Annotated in this window: 2 protein-coding genes; both read right to left on the bottom strand. The window is 71.9% G+C overall.

Annotated elements, in window-relative coordinates; all coding sequences use genetic code 11:
* Positions 1–6,992: type I polyketide synthase (locus ACFXJL_RS34455; RefSeq protein ID WP_384699372.1), on the bottom strand; the 6,992-nt coding region annotated here is incomplete at its 3' end.
* A gap of 37 nt (positions 6,993–7,029) precedes the next feature.
* On the bottom strand, positions 7,030–19,998 hold a 12,969-nt coding region (locus ACFXJL_RS34450; protein WP_384699369.1), incomplete at its 5' end, for a type I polyketide synthase.

The following is a 19,998-nucleotide window of genomic DNA, read 5'->3' as shown; positions in this document are numbered from 1 at the left end:
CCACCACACACCACACCCGACGCCGGAACCCCCCGCGACAACGCCCCCACACCAGCCAACAACTCCCCACGATCCGCCCCCACCACCACCGCACGGTGTCCCAGCACCGCACGTCCCGTGGCCAGTGAGAACGCCACATCGCCCGCAGATACACCCGACGCGCCGGCGAACTCGCTCAACAGCGCTGCCGCCTGGTCCCGCAGCGCCTCGGGGCTCCGGGCGGAGAGCAGCCAGGGCAGGGCGGCGGGCGCACGCTCCGGTGTCGACGGTCGGTCGACCGGCTCGGCAGCGGGTGCCTGTTCCAGGATGACGTGTGCGTTGGTCCCGCTCACTCCGAAGGACGACACACCCGCCCGGCGCGGACGGCCCGTGTCATCCCATGCCCGGGCCTCCGTCAGCAACCGCCCCGCCCCGGCTGTCCAGTCGACATTCGGCGTGGGACCATCCACATGCAGTGTCTTCGGCATCACCTGGTGCTGCAACGCCAGTACCGACTTGATCACTCCACCCACACCGGCAGCCGCCGAAGCGTGTCCGATGTTCGACTTCAACGACCCGATCCACACCGGACGTTCCGCCGACCGGCCCTGACCGTACGTCGCAAGAAGCGCCTGCGCCTCGATCGGATCGCCCAACGTCGTCCCCGTACCGTGCGCCTCCACCACATCCACATCCGACGCCACCAAACCCGCATCCGCCAACGCCGCCCGGATCACCCGCTGCTGCGACGGACCATTCGGCGCCGTCAGACCATTGCTCGCACCATCCTGGTTCACCGCCGAACCACGCACCACCGCCAACACCGGATGCCCAAGACGCCGCGCATCCGACAACCGCTCCACCAACAACATCCCCACGCCCTCGCCGAAGCCAGTGCCGTCCGCAGCCGCCGCGAAGGACTTGCAGCGACCGTCCGGCGCAAGACCGCCCTGCCGGCTGAACTCCACGAACAGTTCGGGGCTGCACATCACGTTGACACCGCCGGCCAGCGCCATGGAGCACTCGCCGGACCGCAGAGCCCGCACCGCCAGATGCAGTGCCACCAACGACGACGAGCACGCCGTGTCCACGGTGACCGCGGGGCCTTCGAGCCCGAAGACATAGGCCAGGCGACCGGAGACGATGCTTCCCGAGTTGCCGGTGCCGAGGAATCCCTCGACCTCGTCGGGGATGCGAGGCAGTAGACGAGCCGCGTAGTCCTGCTGCATCAGGCCGACATACGTCCCGATGGGGGCACCGCGCAGGGTGGACGGGTCAATGGCCGCGCGCTCGAACAGTTCCCAGGTCGTCTCAAGGAGCAGCCGCTGCTGCGGATCCATCGCCAACGCCTCACGCGGCGAGATCCCGAAGAACTCCGCATCGAACTCGGCCGCATCGTAGAGGAACCCCCCATTCCTGGTGATGGAGGTGCCGGCGTGGTCGGGATTCGGGTCAAAGAGTTCGTCCAGCCCCCAGCCCCGGTCCGTCGGGAATTCGGAGATGCCGTCGCGGCCCTCGGCCAGCATCCGCCACAGGTCCTCGGGCGAGCGGACACCCCCGGGAAAGCGGCAGGCCACGGAGACGATCGCGATCTGATCATCGTCGCCGCCCCGCTCTCTGCCCGCCGTAGCTGCCGGAACCACGGCGGAGCCTGACTGAGCATCCGTCAGCCCGTCCCGCAGGAACTCCCCCAGGGCCGTCGGCGTCGGGTAGTCGAACACCAGGCTCGCGGGAAGCCGTAGGCCGGTGGCGGCGTTCAGACGGTTCCGCAGTTCCACCGAGGCCAGCGAGTCAAAGCCGAGTTCGCGAAATGCCCGCCCGGCATCCAGCGCGTCCGGGGAGGCGTGGCCGAGGACCGCCGCCGCGTGGGTCCGGACCAGTTCCACCAGCACGCGCATCTGTCCGGCACGGTCGAGGGCCACGAGACGCTGACGCAGGGCATGGTCGTCGACCGCCGCCTCCGTGGCCGTCGCCGCCCGCCTGAGCGGTGTCCGTACGAGACCTCGCAGCAGCGGCGGCAACGTTCCGGCCGCCGCCGCGGACCGTAGGGCGACGGTGTCCAGGCGGATCGGCACCAGCGCGGCCCTGTCCACCGTGAACGCGGTGTCGAACAGCGCGAGCCCCTGCTCGGTGGTGAGCGGCGGCATCCCTGAACGGGCGATGCGTCGCACCTCGGCATCGTCCAAATGACCGGTCAGGGCGCTGGGCTGCTCCCACAGGGTCCAGGCGAGGGACTGGCCGGCTCGTCCGGTGGCCCGGCGCTGCTCGGCGAGTGCGTCGAGGAAGGCATTGGCGGCGGCGTAGTTGGCCTGTCCGGGGCCGCCGAAGGTGCCTGCGGCCGAGGAGAAGAGGACGAAGGCCGCGAGGTCCATATCGCGGGTCAACTCGTGCAGGTTGAGCGCCGCATCGACTTTGGGGCGCAGCACATGGTCCACCCGCTCGGGGGTGAGTGCCGTGACGACACCGTCGTCGAGGCTGCCGGCGGTGTGGACGACGGCGGTCAGCGGGTGCTCGGGCGGCAGGTCCGCGAGCACGGCCGCGAGGGCGTCCCGGTCGGCGGCGTCGCAGGCGACGATCCTGACCTCGGCCCCCAGCCCGATGAGTTCGGTCCGGAGCCCTTCGGCTCCCGCGGCGGTCGGGCCGCTGCGGGAGAGCAGCAGCAATCGTCGAACACCGTGCCCTGCGACCAGACGACGGGCGACATGGGAGCCGAGCAGGCCGGTGCCTCCGGTGATGAGGACCGTGCCGGCCGGGTCCAGTGCCCGGACGGGTGCGGCTGATCGATCCGACTCGCCCTTCGCGACCCCGGCCAGCCGCGGAACACGTACGTCCGCGCCGCGCACGGCCGACTGTGGTTCTCCCGAAGCGAGTGCCACGGCCACGCCGGCCGAGGTGCCGGACTCGTCTTCGCCCGGGTCGACGTCGAGCAGGGCGAATCGCCCCGGGTGCTCGGACTGGGCCGAGCGGACCAGGCCCCAGACGGCGCTGTGCGCCAGGTTCCGGACGTCCGCCCCCGCGCTCACGGCACCTTTGGTACGGAAGACAAGACGGGAGCCGGTGAAGCGCTCGTCCGCGAGCCAGGTCTGCACATCTGCGAGGGCCTGGTGCACGGACGCCCGGACCGCTTCGGCCGCCTCCTCCGTGTCCTCGTGCTCCGCGCAGTGCAGCAGTACCGTCTCGGGCACCGGCGTCCCGGCGTCGACCTCGGCGATCAGTTGAGCCAGATCTGTGCTGAGGTGCACCGGTGCACCGGCCCCGGTCGAGCGTACGGGTGCCCACTCGACCTCGAACAGGTCCCGATGGCGGCTGCCGCGACCACCGCGGTCGGCGGCGAACTGTCCGACGACGGCCGGCCGGAGCACCAGCGAGTCCACCGTCGCCACGGCGCGGCCGGTCGGGTCGGCGATCTGGAGCGAGACCGCATCGGATCCCGCCGGGGTGAGCTTGACCCGTATCGCACCGGCCCCCGTGGCGTGCAGGGTGACACCGTTCCAGGAGAACGGCAGCCGTCCGCCCGGGCGCTCGTCCGCACCGGCGGTGCCGGGCAGTCCGGTGGCGTGCAGGGCCGCGTCCAGCAGCGCCGGGTGGAGGGCGAAGCGGTCGGCGTCGGGTGAGGGTCCACCGGGCAGGACGGCTTCGGCGAAGACCTCGTCACCCCGCTGCCAGACCGCCCGCAGACCCTGGAATCCGGGGCCGTAGGCGAATCCGCCCGCCGCGAAGAGGTCGTACAGCCCATCGACAGCGATCGGTTCGGCGCCGGGCGGCGGCCAGAGCGTCAACTCGCCGTCCTCGGAGTCCAACGCGGTCGACGATGCGCTCTCCTCGACCAGTACGCCCTCGGCGTGCCGGACCCACTCGCCGCTCTCCGCGCCCTCCTCGCCCCGAGTGTCCGGGCGGGAGTGCAGGCTCAGTGGGCGGCGCCCCTCCCTGTCGGGTGCGCCCACGGCCAAGCGCAGCATTGTTCCGCCGTGTTCGGTCAGCACCAGGGGTGCTGCCAGGGTGAACTCCTCGACCCGGGGGCAGCCGACGCGGGCCCCGGCCTGTAGCGCGAGTTCCAGGAAGGCGGTTCCCGGGAGCAGCACGCTGCCCTGGACGGCATGGTCGGCGAGCCACGGGTGGGTCGAGGTGGACAGTCGACCGGTGAGCAACAGACCGTCGCTGTCGGCGAGCACCACGACCGCGCCCAACAGCGGATGATCCGCGGGGGCCAGTCCAGCCGATGTCACATCGGCGACGGGCCCGGCGCCGTCCGCCAACCAGTACGGCTCCCTTTGGAACGCGTAGGTGGGCAGATCCACCGGTACGGTTCGTCGGCCGACGAAGACGGCGTCCCAGTCCAACGGCACTCCGCGCACATGCAGTTCCGCGAGCGACTCGGTGAACCTGCGCAGGCCGCCCTCGTCCCGGCGCAGCGAACCGACAGCTGTGGCGTCTGCGCCTGCGGCCTCGACGGTCTCCAGCACACCGACAGTGAGTACCGGGTGGGGGCTGCTCTCCAACAGCACCTGGTAGCCGTCCGCCAGCAGGGCCCTCGTCGCCTGTTCGAACTGGACGGTCCCACGGAGGTTGCGGTACCAGTAGTCGGCGTCAAGGTCGGATGTGTCGTCCAGCAGGCCACCGCTGACCGTGGAGTAGAACGGGATCTCGGACCGACGCGGGGTCAGCCCGGCCAGCTGTGTCAGCAGATCCGCGTGAATGTCCTCGACGTGGATGCTGTGCGAGGCGTAGTCGACGGGAACCCGTCTGGTGCGTACCTGGCGGGACGTCGCCTGCCCGAGGAACTCCTCCAGTGCGTCCGGGTCCCCGGACACCACGGTGGACGCGGGGCCGTTCACCGCCGCGACGGACAGTCGACCGTCCCACTCGGCGAGCCACTCGTCGACCTGTGCGGCCGGCAACGCCACGGAGGCCATCCCGCCGCGGCCGGCCAGGGCCCGGATGGCCCGGCTACGCAGGGCGACCACCCGCGCCGCGTCGTCCAGCGAGAGGGCTCCCGCCACCGCGGCGGCGGCGATCTCTCCCTGCGAGTGGCCGACCACCGCGCCCGGGATGACACCGTAGGAGCGCCACAACTCCGCGAGGGAGACCATCACCGCCCACAACACCGGCTGCACCACGTCCACCCGCTCCGGCGGGGGCGTGCCGGGTGCACCGCGCAGGACGGCTTCCAACGACCAGTCGACGAACGGCGCAAGTGCCCGCTCGCACTCCGCCAGGCGGGCGGCGAAGACCGGCGCGGAGTCCAGTAAGTCCACCGCCATCCCGGCCCACTGCGACCCCTGCCCTGGGAACACCAACGCGACCTCGCCGCCCGATCCCGCGATGCCGCGCACCAGGCCCGGGACCGGAGTGTCCGCTGCCAGGGCGTCGAGCCCGCCGCGGAACTCGTCCAGGTCGGCGCCGATCAGGACGGCCCGGTGCTCGTGCGAGGCTCGGGTCGTCGCCAGGGCGTGCCCGATCTCCGCCGGGCCCGGCCCGCGGCGAGCGTCCAGGTGTGCCCGGAGCCGTGCGGCCTGCGCGCGCAGCGCCTCGGCGGTGCGGCCGGAGAGCACCCAGGGCAGGACGGCTGGCCCGGCGACGGCAGTGGGAGGGGTCCCCTCCGCCGCATCGGCGATCTGCTCGGCCGGGTCGTCGGCCTGTTCCAGGACGACGTGCCCGTTGGTGCCGCTGACTCCGAAGGACGATACGGCTGCCCTGCGCGGGCGGCCGGTCTCCGGCCACGGAGTGCTCTCGGTGACCAGGCGTACCGCGCCCGCGGTCCAGTCGATCTGCGGTGACGGTTCATCAGCGTGCAGGGTCGGCGGGACCGTTCCGTGTCGCATGGCCAGTACGGCCTTGATGACGCCGCCGACCCCGGCTGCCGCCTGGGTGTGGCCGATGTTGGACTTCAGCGACCCCAACAGCAGCGGGTGCCCGTCCGCCCTGCCCTGCCCGTAGGTGGCGAGCAGCGCCTGAGCCTCGATCGGGTCGCCCAGCGGGGTGCCGGTGCCGTGCGCCTCCACCAGGTCCACCTCGGCGGGGGTGAGACCGGCGTTCGCCAGCGCCTGACGGATCACCCGCTGCTGTGCGGGGCCGTTGGGGGCGGTGAGCCTGCTGCTCGCGCCGTCCTGGTTGACGGCGCTGCCGCGGATCAGGGCGAGCACCGGATGCCCGTGGCGGCGGGCGTCGGAGAGCCGCTCAAGCAGCAGCATCCCCACGCCTTCGCCCCAGCCGGTGCCGTCCGCGGATGCGGCGAAGGACTTGCAGCGGCCGTCCCTGGCCAGGCCGCCCTGCCGGCTCATCTCCACGAACGGGACGGGCGTCGACATGACCATGGCGCCCCCTGCAAGCGCCAGCGTGCAGTCGCCCTGCCGCAGCGCCTGCGCGGCGAGGTGGATCGCGACCAACGAGGACGAGCAGGCCGTGTCGACGCTCACCGCCGGGCCCTCCAGCCCGAACGTGTACGCGACACGGCCGGAGGCGACGCTGTCGGAGCTGCCGCTGCCGATGTAGCCTGCCACGTCGTCGGGGACCTGGCGCAGCCGCACCGCGTAGTCCTGGTACATCACTCCCGCGAAGATGCCCGTCCTGCTGCCGCGCAGTGAGGCGGGGTCGATGCCGGCCCGCTCGAACGCCTCCCAGGTGGTCTCAAGGAGCAGCCGCTGCTGCGGGTCCATCGCCAGCGCCTCGCGCGGGGAGATACCGAAGAACCCGGGGTCGAACCGTTGCACGCCGTCGAGGAAGCCGCCCTGCACGGCGTAGCTGGTGCCGTTGCGCAACTGGTCCGGATCGTCCAGGTGGTCGAGGTCCCAGCCGCGGTCGGCGGGGAAGCCGGTGATCGCGTCGGTGCCGTTGGTGACCAGCCGCCACAGGTCCTCCGGCGACTGGACCCCGCCCGGGTACCGGCAGCTCATCGCGACGACCGCGATCGGTTCGCGGCCCGCGGCCTCCGCCTCGGTCAGGCGCTGCCGGGTCCGGTGCAGGTCCGCCGTCACGCGCTTGAGGTAGTCCCTCAGCTTGTCGTCGTTCACCATGTGCCTCGCCACCTTGGTTCGCATGCCTGGGTCGGCGTCATGACATGCCGAGTTCGTTGTCGATGAAGTCGAAGATCTCGTCGTCGGTCGCGCCGTCCATGCGCTCCTCGATCCCGTCGCCGTCCGCTGCGGCGCCGTTGATCGCGCCTGCGGTCGGATCGAGGCGTCCCAGGAGTTCCTGGAGCCGGCCCGCCAACTGCTCCCGGGCCGCACCGTCGCTGATGCCGCCTCCGAGGGCGAGTTCCAACTGATCCAGTTCGGCGAGCCCCGGCACCGGGTCGGACCCGGGTTCGGGGGCCATCTCGGCGGACAGGTGTCCGGCGATCGCGGCCGGGGTCGGATAGTCGAAGAGCAGGGTCGCCGGGAGTTGGAGTCCGGTGGCGGCGCGGAGTCGGTTCCGCAGCTCCACCGCGGTCAACGAGTCGAAGCCGATCTCCAGCAGCCCGCGTCCCGGCTCGACCGCGGCGGGCCCGCTGTGGCCCAGCACCATCGAGGCGTGGGAGCGGACGAGGTCGAGCAACACCCGCTCGCGCTGTGCCCCGTTGAGCGATCCGAGCCGCTGCTTCAGCGCCCCTGCCTGGTCCGGTCCAAAGTCGGTGCCCCGGCCTGCCGTACCGCGCCGGGCCGCCGGGCGCACCAGGCCGCGCAACAGCGCCGGAACCCCGCCGGTGGCGGCCTGGGCCCGCACCGCGGCCGTGTCCAGCCGCAGTGGGAGGACGACGGTCTCGTCCAACGTCCCGGCCGCGTCGAACAGCGCGAGCCCCTCCGCCGGGGTGAAGGCGACGATCCCGCCCCTGGCGATCCGTTGCAGGTCGGCCTTGGTGAGGCCACCGGTCATTCCGGTCCGGTTGGCCCACAGTCCCCAGGCGAGGGAGCGACCGGCCAGACCGCGGGCCCGGCGCTGGTGGGCGAGTGCGTCCAGGAAGGCGTTGGCGGCGGCGTAATTGCCCTGGCCCATGCCACCGAAGACACCGGCGATGGACGAGAACAGGACGAACTCGGCGAGGTCCAGGTCGGCGGTCAACTCGTGCAGATTGACCGCCGCGTCCACCTTGGGGCGCAGCACCATGTCGAGTTGGTCGGGCGTCATGGTGGCGACCACGCCGTCGGCCAGGACTCCCGCGGCGTGCACCACTGCGGTCAGCGGGTGCTCGGAGGGAAGATCGGCCAGGAGGGCTGCGAGCGCATCACGGTCGGCCGCGTCACAGACGGCGATCTCCGCCTCCGCGCCCAGCGCGGCGAGGTCGGCGAGGAGTTCCGCCGCCCCTTCGGCGTGGGGACCGCTGCGGCTGGTCAGCAGGAGGTGCCTGACGCCGTGTTCGGCGGCCAGATGACGGGCCACCTGGGCGCCGATGGCACCCGTACCGCCGGTGATCAGGACGGTTCCTCTCGGGTCCCAGCCGGGCTTGCGCTCGGTCGCGGACAGCGGCACTCGGGCCAGCCGGGCGATGTGCACCTGGCCCGCCCTGATGGCGAGTTGGGGTTCCCCGGAGGCGAGGGCCTCGGCGAGCGCTGCGGGCGAGGCGTCGTGCGTGTCCAGGTCGAGCAGGACGAAGCGGTCGGGGTTTTCCGTCTGTGCCGAGCGGACCAGTCCCCACACCGCTGCCAGTGCCGGGTCCGGGACGTCGTCTGCGACCACGGGGACCGCGCCCGAGGTCACCAGCACCAATCGGGAACCGGCGAGGCGCTCGTCCGCCAGCCAGTCGCGCAGCAGAGCGAGGACCGCACCGACGCCGCCGTGCACCGCTTCGCGGAGGTCTCCGGGGGGCTCGGCCGAGGCCGTGGCGGGCGGGCAGGCCGCCAGTACGAGTCGGGGTGGTGGTGTGCCCGCGTCGATCTGTCCCGCCAGGGTGGCGAGGTCCTGCACGGTCCGGCCCGGGGACGCCGGGGTATCGAACCACCAGGGCGTCCGGGTGCCGAGGACGGTCCAGGACTCCGGGCCGAGGCCGCTGCCCGCCGCCGTCCGGGCGCGCTCGGGGAGAGCGGGCCACTCGGGACGGTACAGCTCCTCGTGGTGCCCGGTCCGCTCGGCCTTGAACTGATCGGCCGAGACCGGTCGGAGCACGAGGGACCGCGCCGAGGCCACCAGTTGTCCGGTGCTGTCGGTCGCCAGCACCGCGACGGCGTCGCGGCCGGACGGGGTCAGCCGCAGCCGGAGTTCGGACGCGCCCGAGGCATGCAGCCGCACCCCGTTCCAGGAGAACGGGAGCCAGCCCTTGGCGGGACCTTGGAGCACGTCGAACACCAGCGAGTGCAGTGCGGAGTCCAGGAGGGCCGGATGCAGGCCGAACCTGGCCGCGTCCGACTGCTGTTGCTGCGGCAGCCTCGCCGCTGCGAAGACCTCGTCGCCGAGCCGCCAGGCCCCCCGCAGCCCCTGGAACGCGGGGCCGTAGGCGAATCCGCCCTCCGCGAAGCGTTGGTAGAGCCCTTCCACATCGAGCGGGACGGCTCCCTCCGGCGGCCATTGGGCGAGGTCGGCAGGGTCGGCCGGATCGGGCTCGTCGCCGGGGGTCAGCAGGCCGCTCGCGTGTCGGGTCCAGGGCGCGTCGGGTCCGGATTCATCCGACCTGGCGTGGACGCTCAGTGTGCGGGCGCCGGAACCGTCGGGGGCTCCGACCGTGAGCTGGAGTGCGACCGCTCCGCTCGCGGGAAGCACCAGCGGTGCTTCCAGGGTGAGTTCCTCGACCTGGCCGCAGCCGACCTCGTCGCCCGCGCGGACCGCGAGTTCCAGGAAGGCGGTGGCCGGGAACAGTACGCCTTCGAAGACCCCGTGGTCGGCCAGCCACGGGTGGCTGCGGACCGAGAGCCTGCCGGTGAACAGGAAGCCTTCGGAGTCGGCCAGTTCGGAGCCGGCGCCGAGCAGGGGGTGGTCGGCCCTCAGCAGTCCGGCCGAGGGCAGGTCCGCCGTGGCGGAGTTGCCCTCCAGCCAGTAGCTCTGGCGCTGGAAGGGGTAGGTCGGCAGTTCGGTGGAGTCGGCCCCGCTGCCGGCGTGGACGGACGTCCAGTCCACGGGGACGCCGTGGACGTGCAACCGGGCCAGGGCGGCGGTCGCGGTGGCGGCCTCGGGCCGGTCCTTGCGCAGCAGCGGCACCAGCGCGGCTCCGTCGGTGAGGGCAGTGCGGTCGGTGAGGCTGGCGAGGCTGGTGAGATCAGTACCGCTCGTCAGGCAGTCCTGGCCCATGCTGGTGAGCGCCCCGTCGGGTCCCAGTTCCAGGAACGCGGTGACGCCCTCGCGTTCCAGACGACGCATCCCGTCCTGGAAGCGCACCGTGCCGCGTACGTGTTCGACCCAGTAGTCGGGCGAGCCGAGTTGCTCGGCCGTGGCGGGCTCCCCGGTCAGGTCGGAGATGATCGGGACGGTGGCTTCGCCCCTGTCGATCCCTGCCGCGACCTTGCGGAACTCGGCGAGCATCGGTTCCATCAGGGGTGAGTGGAAGGCGTGGCTGACCCGCAGTTGACGGGTCTTGTGCCCACGTGCGGCAAGTACGGCGGCGAGCTCGGCCACCGCCGTCCCATCGCCGGAGATCACGGTCGAGGCCGGACCGTTGACGGCTGCCAGACCGACGGCGATCTCCCGCCCCTCCAGCAGCGGCAGCACTTCCTCCTCCGCGGCTGCGAGGGCGAACATCGCGCCTCCGGCCGGCAGGGACTGCATCAGCCGGCCTCTCGCGGCGACCAGGGCTGCGGCGTCGGGCAGCGAGAACACTCCGGCGACATGGGCTGCGGCCAGCTCCCCCACCGAGTGGCCGAGGAGGTAGTCGGGACGCACACCCCAGTGCTCGACCAGTCGGAACAGCGCGACACCGAGAGCGAACAGGGCGGGCTGGGTGTACCCGGTGAGGTCCAGCAGGCCGTGGTCGGGATGGTCGGGGGCCGCGTCGATCACCTCGCGCAGCGGGCGGTCCAACAGGGGGTCGAGCTCCGCGCAGACCGCGTCGAAGGCGTCGGCGAAGACCGGGAAACGCGCGTACAGTTCCGCGCCCATGCCGGATCGCTGGCTGCCTTGACCGGGGAAGAGGAAGGCGGTCTTCCCGGTCGCGCCGGCGATGCCCTGCACCAGATCCGCGGACGGCTCGGCCGAAGCGAGGGCGGTGAGCCCGTGGAGCAGGGTTTCCCGGTCCGTGCCGGTGACGGCGGCCCGGTACTCGAAGGCGCTGCGGTTCAGCGCCAGCGAGTAGCCGAGGTCGGCGACATCGAGTTGCGGGTTCCGCTCCAGGTGGCGAAGCAGTTGCCCCGCCTGGTCCCGCAGGGCGTCCGCGCTCCGGGCGGACAGCAGCCACGGTAGGGCCGACGCAGCCCGGGCGGTCGCCGCGGGGGGCGCGAGGGTCTTGCGGGGGGCGGCGACAAGGTCCGGGTCCGGGTCGGTGGGCTGTTCCAGGATGGTGTGGGCATTGGTGCCGCTGACGCCGAACGACGACACCGCGGCTCGCCGGGGGCGGCCGGTCTCCGGCCACGGAGTGTCCTCGGTGAGCAGCCGTACCGCGCCGGCCGACCAGTCCACGTAGGGCGTCGGCTCGTCGATGTGCAGGGTGCGGGGCAGCGCCCCGTGCCGCATGGCCTGCACCATCTTGATGATCCCGGCCACTCCGGCGGCGGCCTGACTGTGTCCGATGTTCGACTTCAACGACCCCAGCCACAACGGCCGGTCCGCCACGCGCTCCTGACCGTAGGTGGCCAGCAGTGCCTGTGCTTCGATCGGATCGCCCAGCTTCGTCCCGGTGCCGTGCGCCTCCACCGCGTCCACCTCGGACGCCGCCAGCCCGGCGTTGGCGAGGGCCGCCCGGATCACCCGTTGCTGCGAAGGCCCGTTGGGTGCGGTCAGGCCGTTGCTGGCACCGTCCTGGTTGACCGCCGAGCCACGTACGAGGGCGAGCACCGGATGTCCGTTGCGCCGGGCGTCGGAGAGCCGTTCGAGGACCAGCAACCCTGCGCCCTCGGCCCACGAGGTGCCGTCCGCGGCGGCTGCGAAGGGCTTGCAGCGCCCGTTCTCAGCGAGGACACGCTGCCTGCTGAACTCGACGAACGCCCCCGGCGTCGACATCACGGTCACTCCGCCGGCGAGTGCGAGCGAGCACTCCCCCGCCCGCAGCGACTGCGCCGCCAAGTGCACCGCGACCAGCGATGAGGAGCACGCCGTGTCCACGGTCACCGCGGGTCCTTCCAGACCGAGGCTGTAGGAGATCCGACCGGACGCCACGCTGCCCGCACTTCCGATGCCGAGGTATCCCTCGAATTCTTCGGAGGGCTCGGTGACCCGCGATCCGTAGTCGTGGTGGCTGCAGCCGACGAAGACGCCGCTCTGGCTGCCCTTGAGCGACAGGGGGTCGATGCCGGCGCGCTCGAAAGCCTCCCAGGAGAGTTCGAGCAGCAGCCGCTGTTGGGGGTCGATGGTCAGCGCTTCGCGCGGTGAGATCCCGAAGAAGGCCGGGTCGAAGCGGTCCGCGTCGTGCAGGAAGCCGCCCTCCTGCGCATAGGTGCTGCCGACCTGCTCGGGGTCGGGGTCGTAGAGGCCCTCCAGGTCCCAGCCGCGTCCGGTGGGGAAGGCGGAGATCGCGTCCTGTCCGGTGGCGATCAGTTCCCACAGTTCCTCGGGCGTGCTGACGCCACCGGGGTAGCGGCAGCTCATCGCGACCACGGCGATCGCGTCGTCATCCACGGCGGCGGGCGTCACCGGTGGCTGTTCCGGGGCGGAGTCCGTCGCAGTGACTGAGGCCCCCAGCAGTTCGGTGCGGAGATGGCCGGCCAGCACCGTCGCGGTGGGGTAGTCGAAGGCCAGGGTCACGGACAGCCGTAGCCCGGTGGCCTCGGCGAGCCTGTTGCGCAGTTCGACGGCGGTCAGCGAGTCGAAGCCGATGTCCTTGAACACCTGGTCGGGTTCGACCGATTCGGGTCCCGCGTGGCCGAGCACCGCGGCGACTTCGAACCGGACCAGGTCCAGCAGCGCCCGGTCCCGTTCCGCCGGGGGCAGCCCGGCCAACCGCAGGGCCGGTGGCTCGGCGCCGCCGGTGTCCCGGGCCGGGCGGGCTGCCGCGAGCACCTCCTGCACTTCCGGCAGGTCCCCGATGGCCGCGCTGGGCCGGAGCGCGGTGAACGCCCGGGTGAAGCGGTCCCAGGCGAAGTCCGCAACCAGCACCGCCGTGTCGTCGTGGTCGAGTGCCTGCTGGAGTGCGGCCGTCGCCAGTTCGGGGTCCATGGCCGGCAGGCCGTTGCGGACCAGCCGTTCGGCGACCGCTCCCGAGGCGAGGCTTTCGCCACCCCAGAGGCCCCAGGCGACCGAGGTGCCCGGCAGCCCGAGGTCGCGGCGCCGCCGGGCCAGGGCGTCCAGATAGGCGTTGGCGGCGGCGTAGCTTCCCTGTCCAGTGCCGCCGAGCGTTCCGGCCAGCGAGGAGAACAGGACGAACGCGGTCAGGTCGAGTTCGCGGGTGAGGGCGTCGAGATTGCGGGCGCCGTCCAGTTTGGGTCGCAGGACTCCGGCCGCGCGCTCGGGAGTGATCGAGTCGATCACTCCGTCGTCCAGGACTCCTGCGGCGTGCAGTACGGCGCGCAGCGGGCGTTCGGCCGGGATGCCGGCGAGCAGCTCCGCCAGTTGGTCCCGGTCCGCGACATCACAGGCCGCCACGGTGGCCTCGGCCCCGAGCTCGCGCAGTTCGGCCAGCAGTGCGTCCGCTCCGGGTGTCAGGGTGCCTCGGCGGCTCGTCAGCAGCAGGTGAGCGGTACCGGTGCGGGCGAGCCTTCGGGCGATCTGAGCGCCGAGGCCGCCGGTTCCGCCGGTGATCAGGACCGTGCCTTCGGGCGTCCAGCCGCGGACCGGGGGCGCGTCGCCGAGTCCGGCGTGGACGAGCCTGCGGCCGAAGACGCCGGAGGCCCGTACCGCCAACTGGTCCTCTCCGTCGAGACCTGCCAGGGCCTGGGCCAGCCGGGCTCCGGCCCGGTCGTCGAGCCGCTGTGGAAGGTCCACCAGTCCCGCCCAGCGCTGCGGGTACTCGACTCCGGCGACTCCGCCGAGGCCCCAGACCAGCGCCTGGAGCGTGCTGTCGATCCGGTCGGAGCGGCCGACCGACACCGCGCCCTTGGTGGCGCACCAGAGCGGGGAGTCGGCGCCGAGGTCGCCCAGTGCTTGGAGCAGCGCGACCGTCAGCACAAGGCCGAGCGGAAGCGCTGAATCCGTGCCGTGGGGTTCCTCGGCCAGGGCGAGCAGGGACACCACTCCAGCAGGTCTTTCGCCGATCCTGCCCTGGAGGTCGTGCAACAGCTCGCCGAACACGGCCCGGTCGACCGCGTCAGGGCCCGCCTCGATCAGAACGGGTGCGGCCCCGTGTGCGCGCAGGGAGTCGAGGACGAAGGTGACGGTCGGGTCGGCGGCCGTGCCGGTCGGCGCCACGACCAGCCAGGTTCCGCGGAGCCCGGGCTGTCCGGGGGTGGGGAGGGGCTTCCAGGCGACCCGGTAGCGCCAGCCGTCGGCGGTCGTGCTGCCGCGCCGTTCGCGCAGCCAGTCCGACAGAGTGGGGACGAGGGAGGCAAGGGAGGCCCGTAGTTCACCGTCTTCGACGCGCAGGGTGGTGGCGAGTGCGTCCAGGTCGCCGTGGTCGACCGCTTCCCAGAACCCGGTGTCGGCCGTGTCGGTACGGGGCACGAGATCGGCGGTCCGGTCCGGGGCGTTGGTGTCCAGCCAGTACTGCTGCCGCTGGAAGGCGTAGGTGGGCAGGGGCCGCTTCCGTGCGCCGGATCCGGCGAAGACCGCCTCCCAGTCCACTGGCAGCCCGTGCACCTGTAGTTCGGCCAGCGCGGCAAGGAAGCGGGCAGGGCCGCCTTCGTCACGGCGCAGGGTTCCGACGACGGCTCCGTCACCGACGTCGGCCGCCTCGACGGCCTGTTGGAGCCAGACCGTGAGCGCGGGGTGGGTGCTGCACTCGACGAAGGTGTGGTGCCCGTCGGCGATCAGTGCGCCGATCGCCCGCTCGAACTCCACGGGCCGGCGCAGATTGCGGTACCAGTACTCGGTGTCCAGTGCTGCGGTGTCCAACAGGCCACCGCTGACCGTGGAGTAGAACGGAACGTCGGACGTCCGCGGTTCGATCCCGGCGAGCAGGGTGAGCAGTTCCTGCTGGATCTCCTCCACCTGTGTCGAGTGGCCGGCGAAGTCCACGCCCGGGACGGGCCAGGTCAGCACGCCCACCTCGGAGTACTGATCTCCCAGCTCGGCCAGCGCCGCCGGGTCACCGGAGACCGTCACCGAGGTCGACCCGTTGACGGCGGCGACGTCGAGTGCCCCGCCCCAGGCTGCGAGCACTTCCCGTACCGCCTCTGCCGGCTGTGGCACGAACAGCATGCCGCCGCGTCCGGTCAGGGCGAGCAGGGCCCGGCTGCGGAGGGCGACGATCCGCGCGGCGTCGTCCAGCGAGAGGGCTCCGGCCACACAGGCGGCGGCGATCTCCCCCTGCGAGTGACCCACGACGGCGTCGGGGACGACCCCGTGGGAACGCCACAGCTCGGCCAGGGACACCATCACGGCGAACAGCACCGGCTGGACCACGTCCACCCGGTCCAGCGGGGGCGCGCCTGGCTCATCCCTGAGAACGGCGAGCAGAGACCAGTCGAGGTGAGGGGAGAGTGCGCGTTCGCAGGCGGCGATCCGTTGTGCGAAGACGGGGGCGACGTTGAGCAGTTCCTGTGCCATGCCGGTCCACTGGGAGCCCTGGCCGGGAAAGACGAAGACGGTTCTGGTGGACCGGGCGACGGTGCCGCTGACCAGGCCGGGGTCGCGTTCTCCGGTGGCCAGCGCCGCCAGTCCGCGCAGCAGGGTGGCGCGGTCGTCGCCGATGACGACGGCGCGATGCTCGAAGGCGGTTCTGGTGGTCGCCAGGGAGTAGCCGACATCGGCGGGCGAGATCACCGAACGCTCCGTCAGATACTCGTGCAGCCGCGCGGCCTGGACCTTCAGGGCGTCGGAAGTGCGCCCGGACAGCGCCCATGGGACGGTGACCGGTGCGACGGACGTCCCCAATTCTGCAGACTCAACGGGCTCAACGGGCTCAGCAGACTCGGCGGGTACGGCGGGCGGCTGCTCGATGATGACGTGGGCGTTGGTGCCGCTGAGCCCGAACGAGGAGACCCCGGCCCGGCGTGGACGCCCGGTTTCCGGCCAAGCGGTGGCCTCGGTCAGCAACGAGACGGAGCCGGCGGTCCAGTCGACGTTCGGAGACGGTTGGTCGATGTGCAGCGTCTGCGGCAGCAGCCCCTGGTCCATCGCCAGCACCATCTTCATGACACCGGCGACACCGGCGGCGGCCTGGGTGTGGCCGATGTTGGACTTCAGCGACCCCAGCCACAGCGGCCGGTCCTCCGGCCGGTCCTGGCCATAGGTGGCGAGCAGGGCATCGGCCTCGATCGGGTCACCCAGTCGGGTGCCGGTGCCATGCGCCTCGACCACGTCCACGTCGGCGGCCGTCAGCCGCGCGTTCGCCAGCGCGCCGCGGATCACCCGCTGTTGGGCCAGTCCGCTCGGCGCCGTCAGGCCGTTGCTCGCACCGTCCTGGTTGATCGCCGAGCCACGCAGTACCGCCAGTACGGGATGGCCGTTGCGGCGGGCGTCGGAGAGCCGTTCCAACACCAGCACACCGACGCCTTCGGCCATGCCGAAGCCGTCCGCAGATGCGGCGAAGGACTTGCAGCGCCCGTCCTCGGCCAGCCCGCGCTGCCGGCTGAAGCCGGTGAACGACAGAGGTGTTCCCATCACCGTCGCGCCGCCGGCCAGCGCCAGTGTGCACTCTCCCGAGCGCAGCGACTGGGCCGCGAGGTGTACGGCGACCAGTGATGAGGAGCACGCCGTGTCCACGGTCACCGCAGGCCCCTGTAGACCCAGTTGGTAGGCGACTCTCCCAGACAGGACGCTGGTCGAGATGCCGGCGATGAACAGACCCTCCAGTGCTTCTGGGACATCCCGCAGGGTGCCGCCGTAGCCCTGGTAGGACGCGCCGGCGAAGATCCCGGTGGTGGTGCCGTGCAGGGACCCGGGGTCGATGCCGGCGCGCTCGATCGCCTCCCAACTCGTCTCAAGGAGCAGCCGCTGCTGTGGGTCCATCGCCAGGGCCTCACGCGGCGAGATCCCGAAGAACCCCGGGTCGAACAGGCCGGCGTCGTGGACGAATCCGCCCGCGGCGGCATAGCTCTTGCCTGGCCGGTCGGGATCCGCGTCGTAGAGGCCGTCCAGATCCCAACCCCGGTCGGACGGTAGTTCGGAGACCGCGTCGCGACCCTCGGCGACCAGGCTCCACAGCTCCTCAGGGGTGCGCACACCGCCGGGGTAGCGGCAGCTCATGGACACGATCACGATCGGGTCGTCGTCCGCGGCGGCCAGGTCCTGCGGGGGCGGGGAGGCGGCAGCGGGCTGCTCGACGGCTCCCAGCAGCGCGGTCTCCAGATGCTGCGCCAGTGCGGAGGCCGAGGAGTAGTCGAAGACCACGGTGACCGGGAGTCGCAGCCCGGTGGCGGTGTTGAGCCGGTTGCGCATGTCCACGGCCGTCAGCGAGTCGAAGCCGAGATCGCGAAAGGCACGACCCGGAGCGACCGCGTCTGCCGAGTCGTGGCCGAGGACGGCGGCTGCCTGGGTGCGGACCAGGTCGACGAGCACCCGTGTCCGCTCGGCCGCCGGGAGCGGGCGCAACCGATCGCGCAGTTCCGATGACGTGCCGGCGGTTGCATCGGGACCGGCGACCGGTTCGGCGGCCAGCGCCCTGCGCACCTCGGGCAACTCGGCGATCAGGGGGCTGGGACGTGCGGAGGTGAACACCGCCGCGAAGCGGTCCCAGTCGATGTCGGCGACCAGCACCACCGTCTCGTCGTGGTCCAACACCTGCTGGAGCCCGGTGATCGCCACTGCGGGCGGCATGAACAGGACTCCGTGACCACGCAGGGTCTCTTCGACGAGTTCGGCCGCCATTCCGGCACCGTCCTCGGGGTTCCAGATCCCCCACACCACGGAGGTCGCCGCCAGACCGCGGCTTCTGCGGTTCTCGGCGAGGCCGTCGAGATAGGCGTTCGCGGCGGCGTAGGCGCCGTGGTCGGCGCTGCCCCACACTCCGGAGATGGACGAGAACAGTACGAATGCGTCGAGCGAGTCCCGATCGAACAGGAGGTCCAGGTTGCTGGCGCCGCCGACCTTGGCGTAGAGGGTGTCGGCGAACTCGTCGAGGTCGGTCGTGGGCAGCGGCACCAGCAGCCCGGCCCCTGCGGCGTGGAAGACGGTGCTGATTCGATGGCCGTCCCGCTCCAGGCCGTCCTTCAGGGCGCGCAGGGCCTCCAGGTCGGCAACATCGCAGGAGACCACGGTGACCTGGGCGCCCAGTGCCGCCAACTCCTCGGACAGCTCCGGCGCGCCGGGCGCGTCCGTGCCGCGTCGGCTGACCAGCACCAGGTGCTCGGCTCCGCGTCGGGCCAGCCAGCGCGCGATCTGTGCGCCGATCCCGCCGGTGCCACCGGTGATCAGTACGCTGCCTCCCGGCCGCCAGGCCCGACGTGGAGCCGTGTCGCCCAGGGCCGACCTGACCAGGCGTCGGCCGTGGCTGGCGGTGGCCCGCACGGCTATCTGGTCCTCGGCTCCGACGCCGTTGGCCAGCACACGGCACAGCCGCGCCGCGGTGTCAGCGTCCAGGGTCTCCGGAAGGTCGACCAGGCCGCCCCAGCGCTGCGGGTACTCCAGCGCGGCCACTCGGCCGAGGCCCCAGAGCAGGTTCTGCGCGGCACTGACCGGGCTGTCGACGTCGGCGACTGAAACCGACACCGCACCCCGGGTGGCCCACCACAGGGGCGCGTCCACACCGGCGTCTCCGAGGGACTGCACGAGCGCCAGGTTCAGCGCCGTGCCCAACGGGACGGTGGAGTGCACGGAGTGGGCGTGCTCGTCGAGGCCGAGCAGCGACAGCACCCCGGTGACCGGTTCGGGCAGCTGGGCCAGGGCTGCTCGGATTCGATCGGCCAGTACCGCACGCGCGGCCTCCGCTTCGGTGAGCGGTATCTGCACCACCGTGGCGCCGGCCTGCTCCAGGGCGTGTACGGTCTCGGCGGACCGAAGTGCCTGGTGCTCGGGCTGCCCGGCAGACGACAGGACGAGCCAAGTGCCGGTCAGTTCGGTCGCGGGGCCATCGGGCAGCGCACGCCAGGTCACTCGGTAGCGCCAGGAGTCCACCACTGAGCGCTCCCCGCGCTCGGTGCGCCACGTCGTGAGCGCAGGGAGCACCACGTTCAGCGGATCCTCGGGGGTCACTCCGAGCGCTGCGGTGAATCGGTCAAGGTCGCCGCCGCCGAGGGCCTGCCAGAAGTCCTCCTCCGCGGAGGACTGGCCGAGGCTGGTGTCCGTGGCCGTGCCGGTGTCCTCCAGCCAGTACGGGCGACGTTGGAAGGGGTAGGTCGGCAGGGACACACCGTGCGATGTGTGTCCGGCGAACACCAGGTCCCAGTCCGGGGACAGGCCACTCGCATGGGCTTCGCCCAGTGACAGCAGAAAGCGGTCGAGGCCGCCCTCGCCTCGCCGCAGCGTTCCCAGTGCCACCGCCGGGCCCTGTGCGGAGTCGGCGATGGCAGCCGCGTCGGCGGTCTCCTGGATGCCGAAGCCGAGTACGGGGTGCGGGCTGGGTTCGATGAAGAACCGGAAACCCTCCTCCAACAACCCCCGCGTCGCCTGCTCGAACTCGACGGTCTGACGCAAATTGCGGTACCAGTACTCCGCGTCCAACGAAGCCGTGTCCAACCAGCCACCCGTCACCGTGGAATAGAACGGCACCGAACCCGAAACGGGGGTGATATCGGCAAGGTCGGTCAGGATCTGTTCCCGCACCTCCTCCACATGCGCCGAATGCGACGCGTAATCCACCTCGATCAAACGCGCCCGTACCCCCTCACCCACCAACTCCTGAACGAACTCCGCCACCGCGTCCGCATCACCCGACACCACCGTCGACAACGGACCATTCACCGCCGCCACCGACAACCGACCACCCCACCCAGCAAG

The sequence above is a fragment of the Streptomyces sp. NPDC059256 genome (genome assembly GCF_042753785.1).
Taxonomy (GTDB): Bacteria; Actinomycetota; Actinomycetes; order Streptomycetales; family Streptomycetaceae; genus Streptomyces.
Note: the sequence above shows the minus strand (reverse complement) of the source record. Positions and strands in the feature narration are given on the sequence as shown.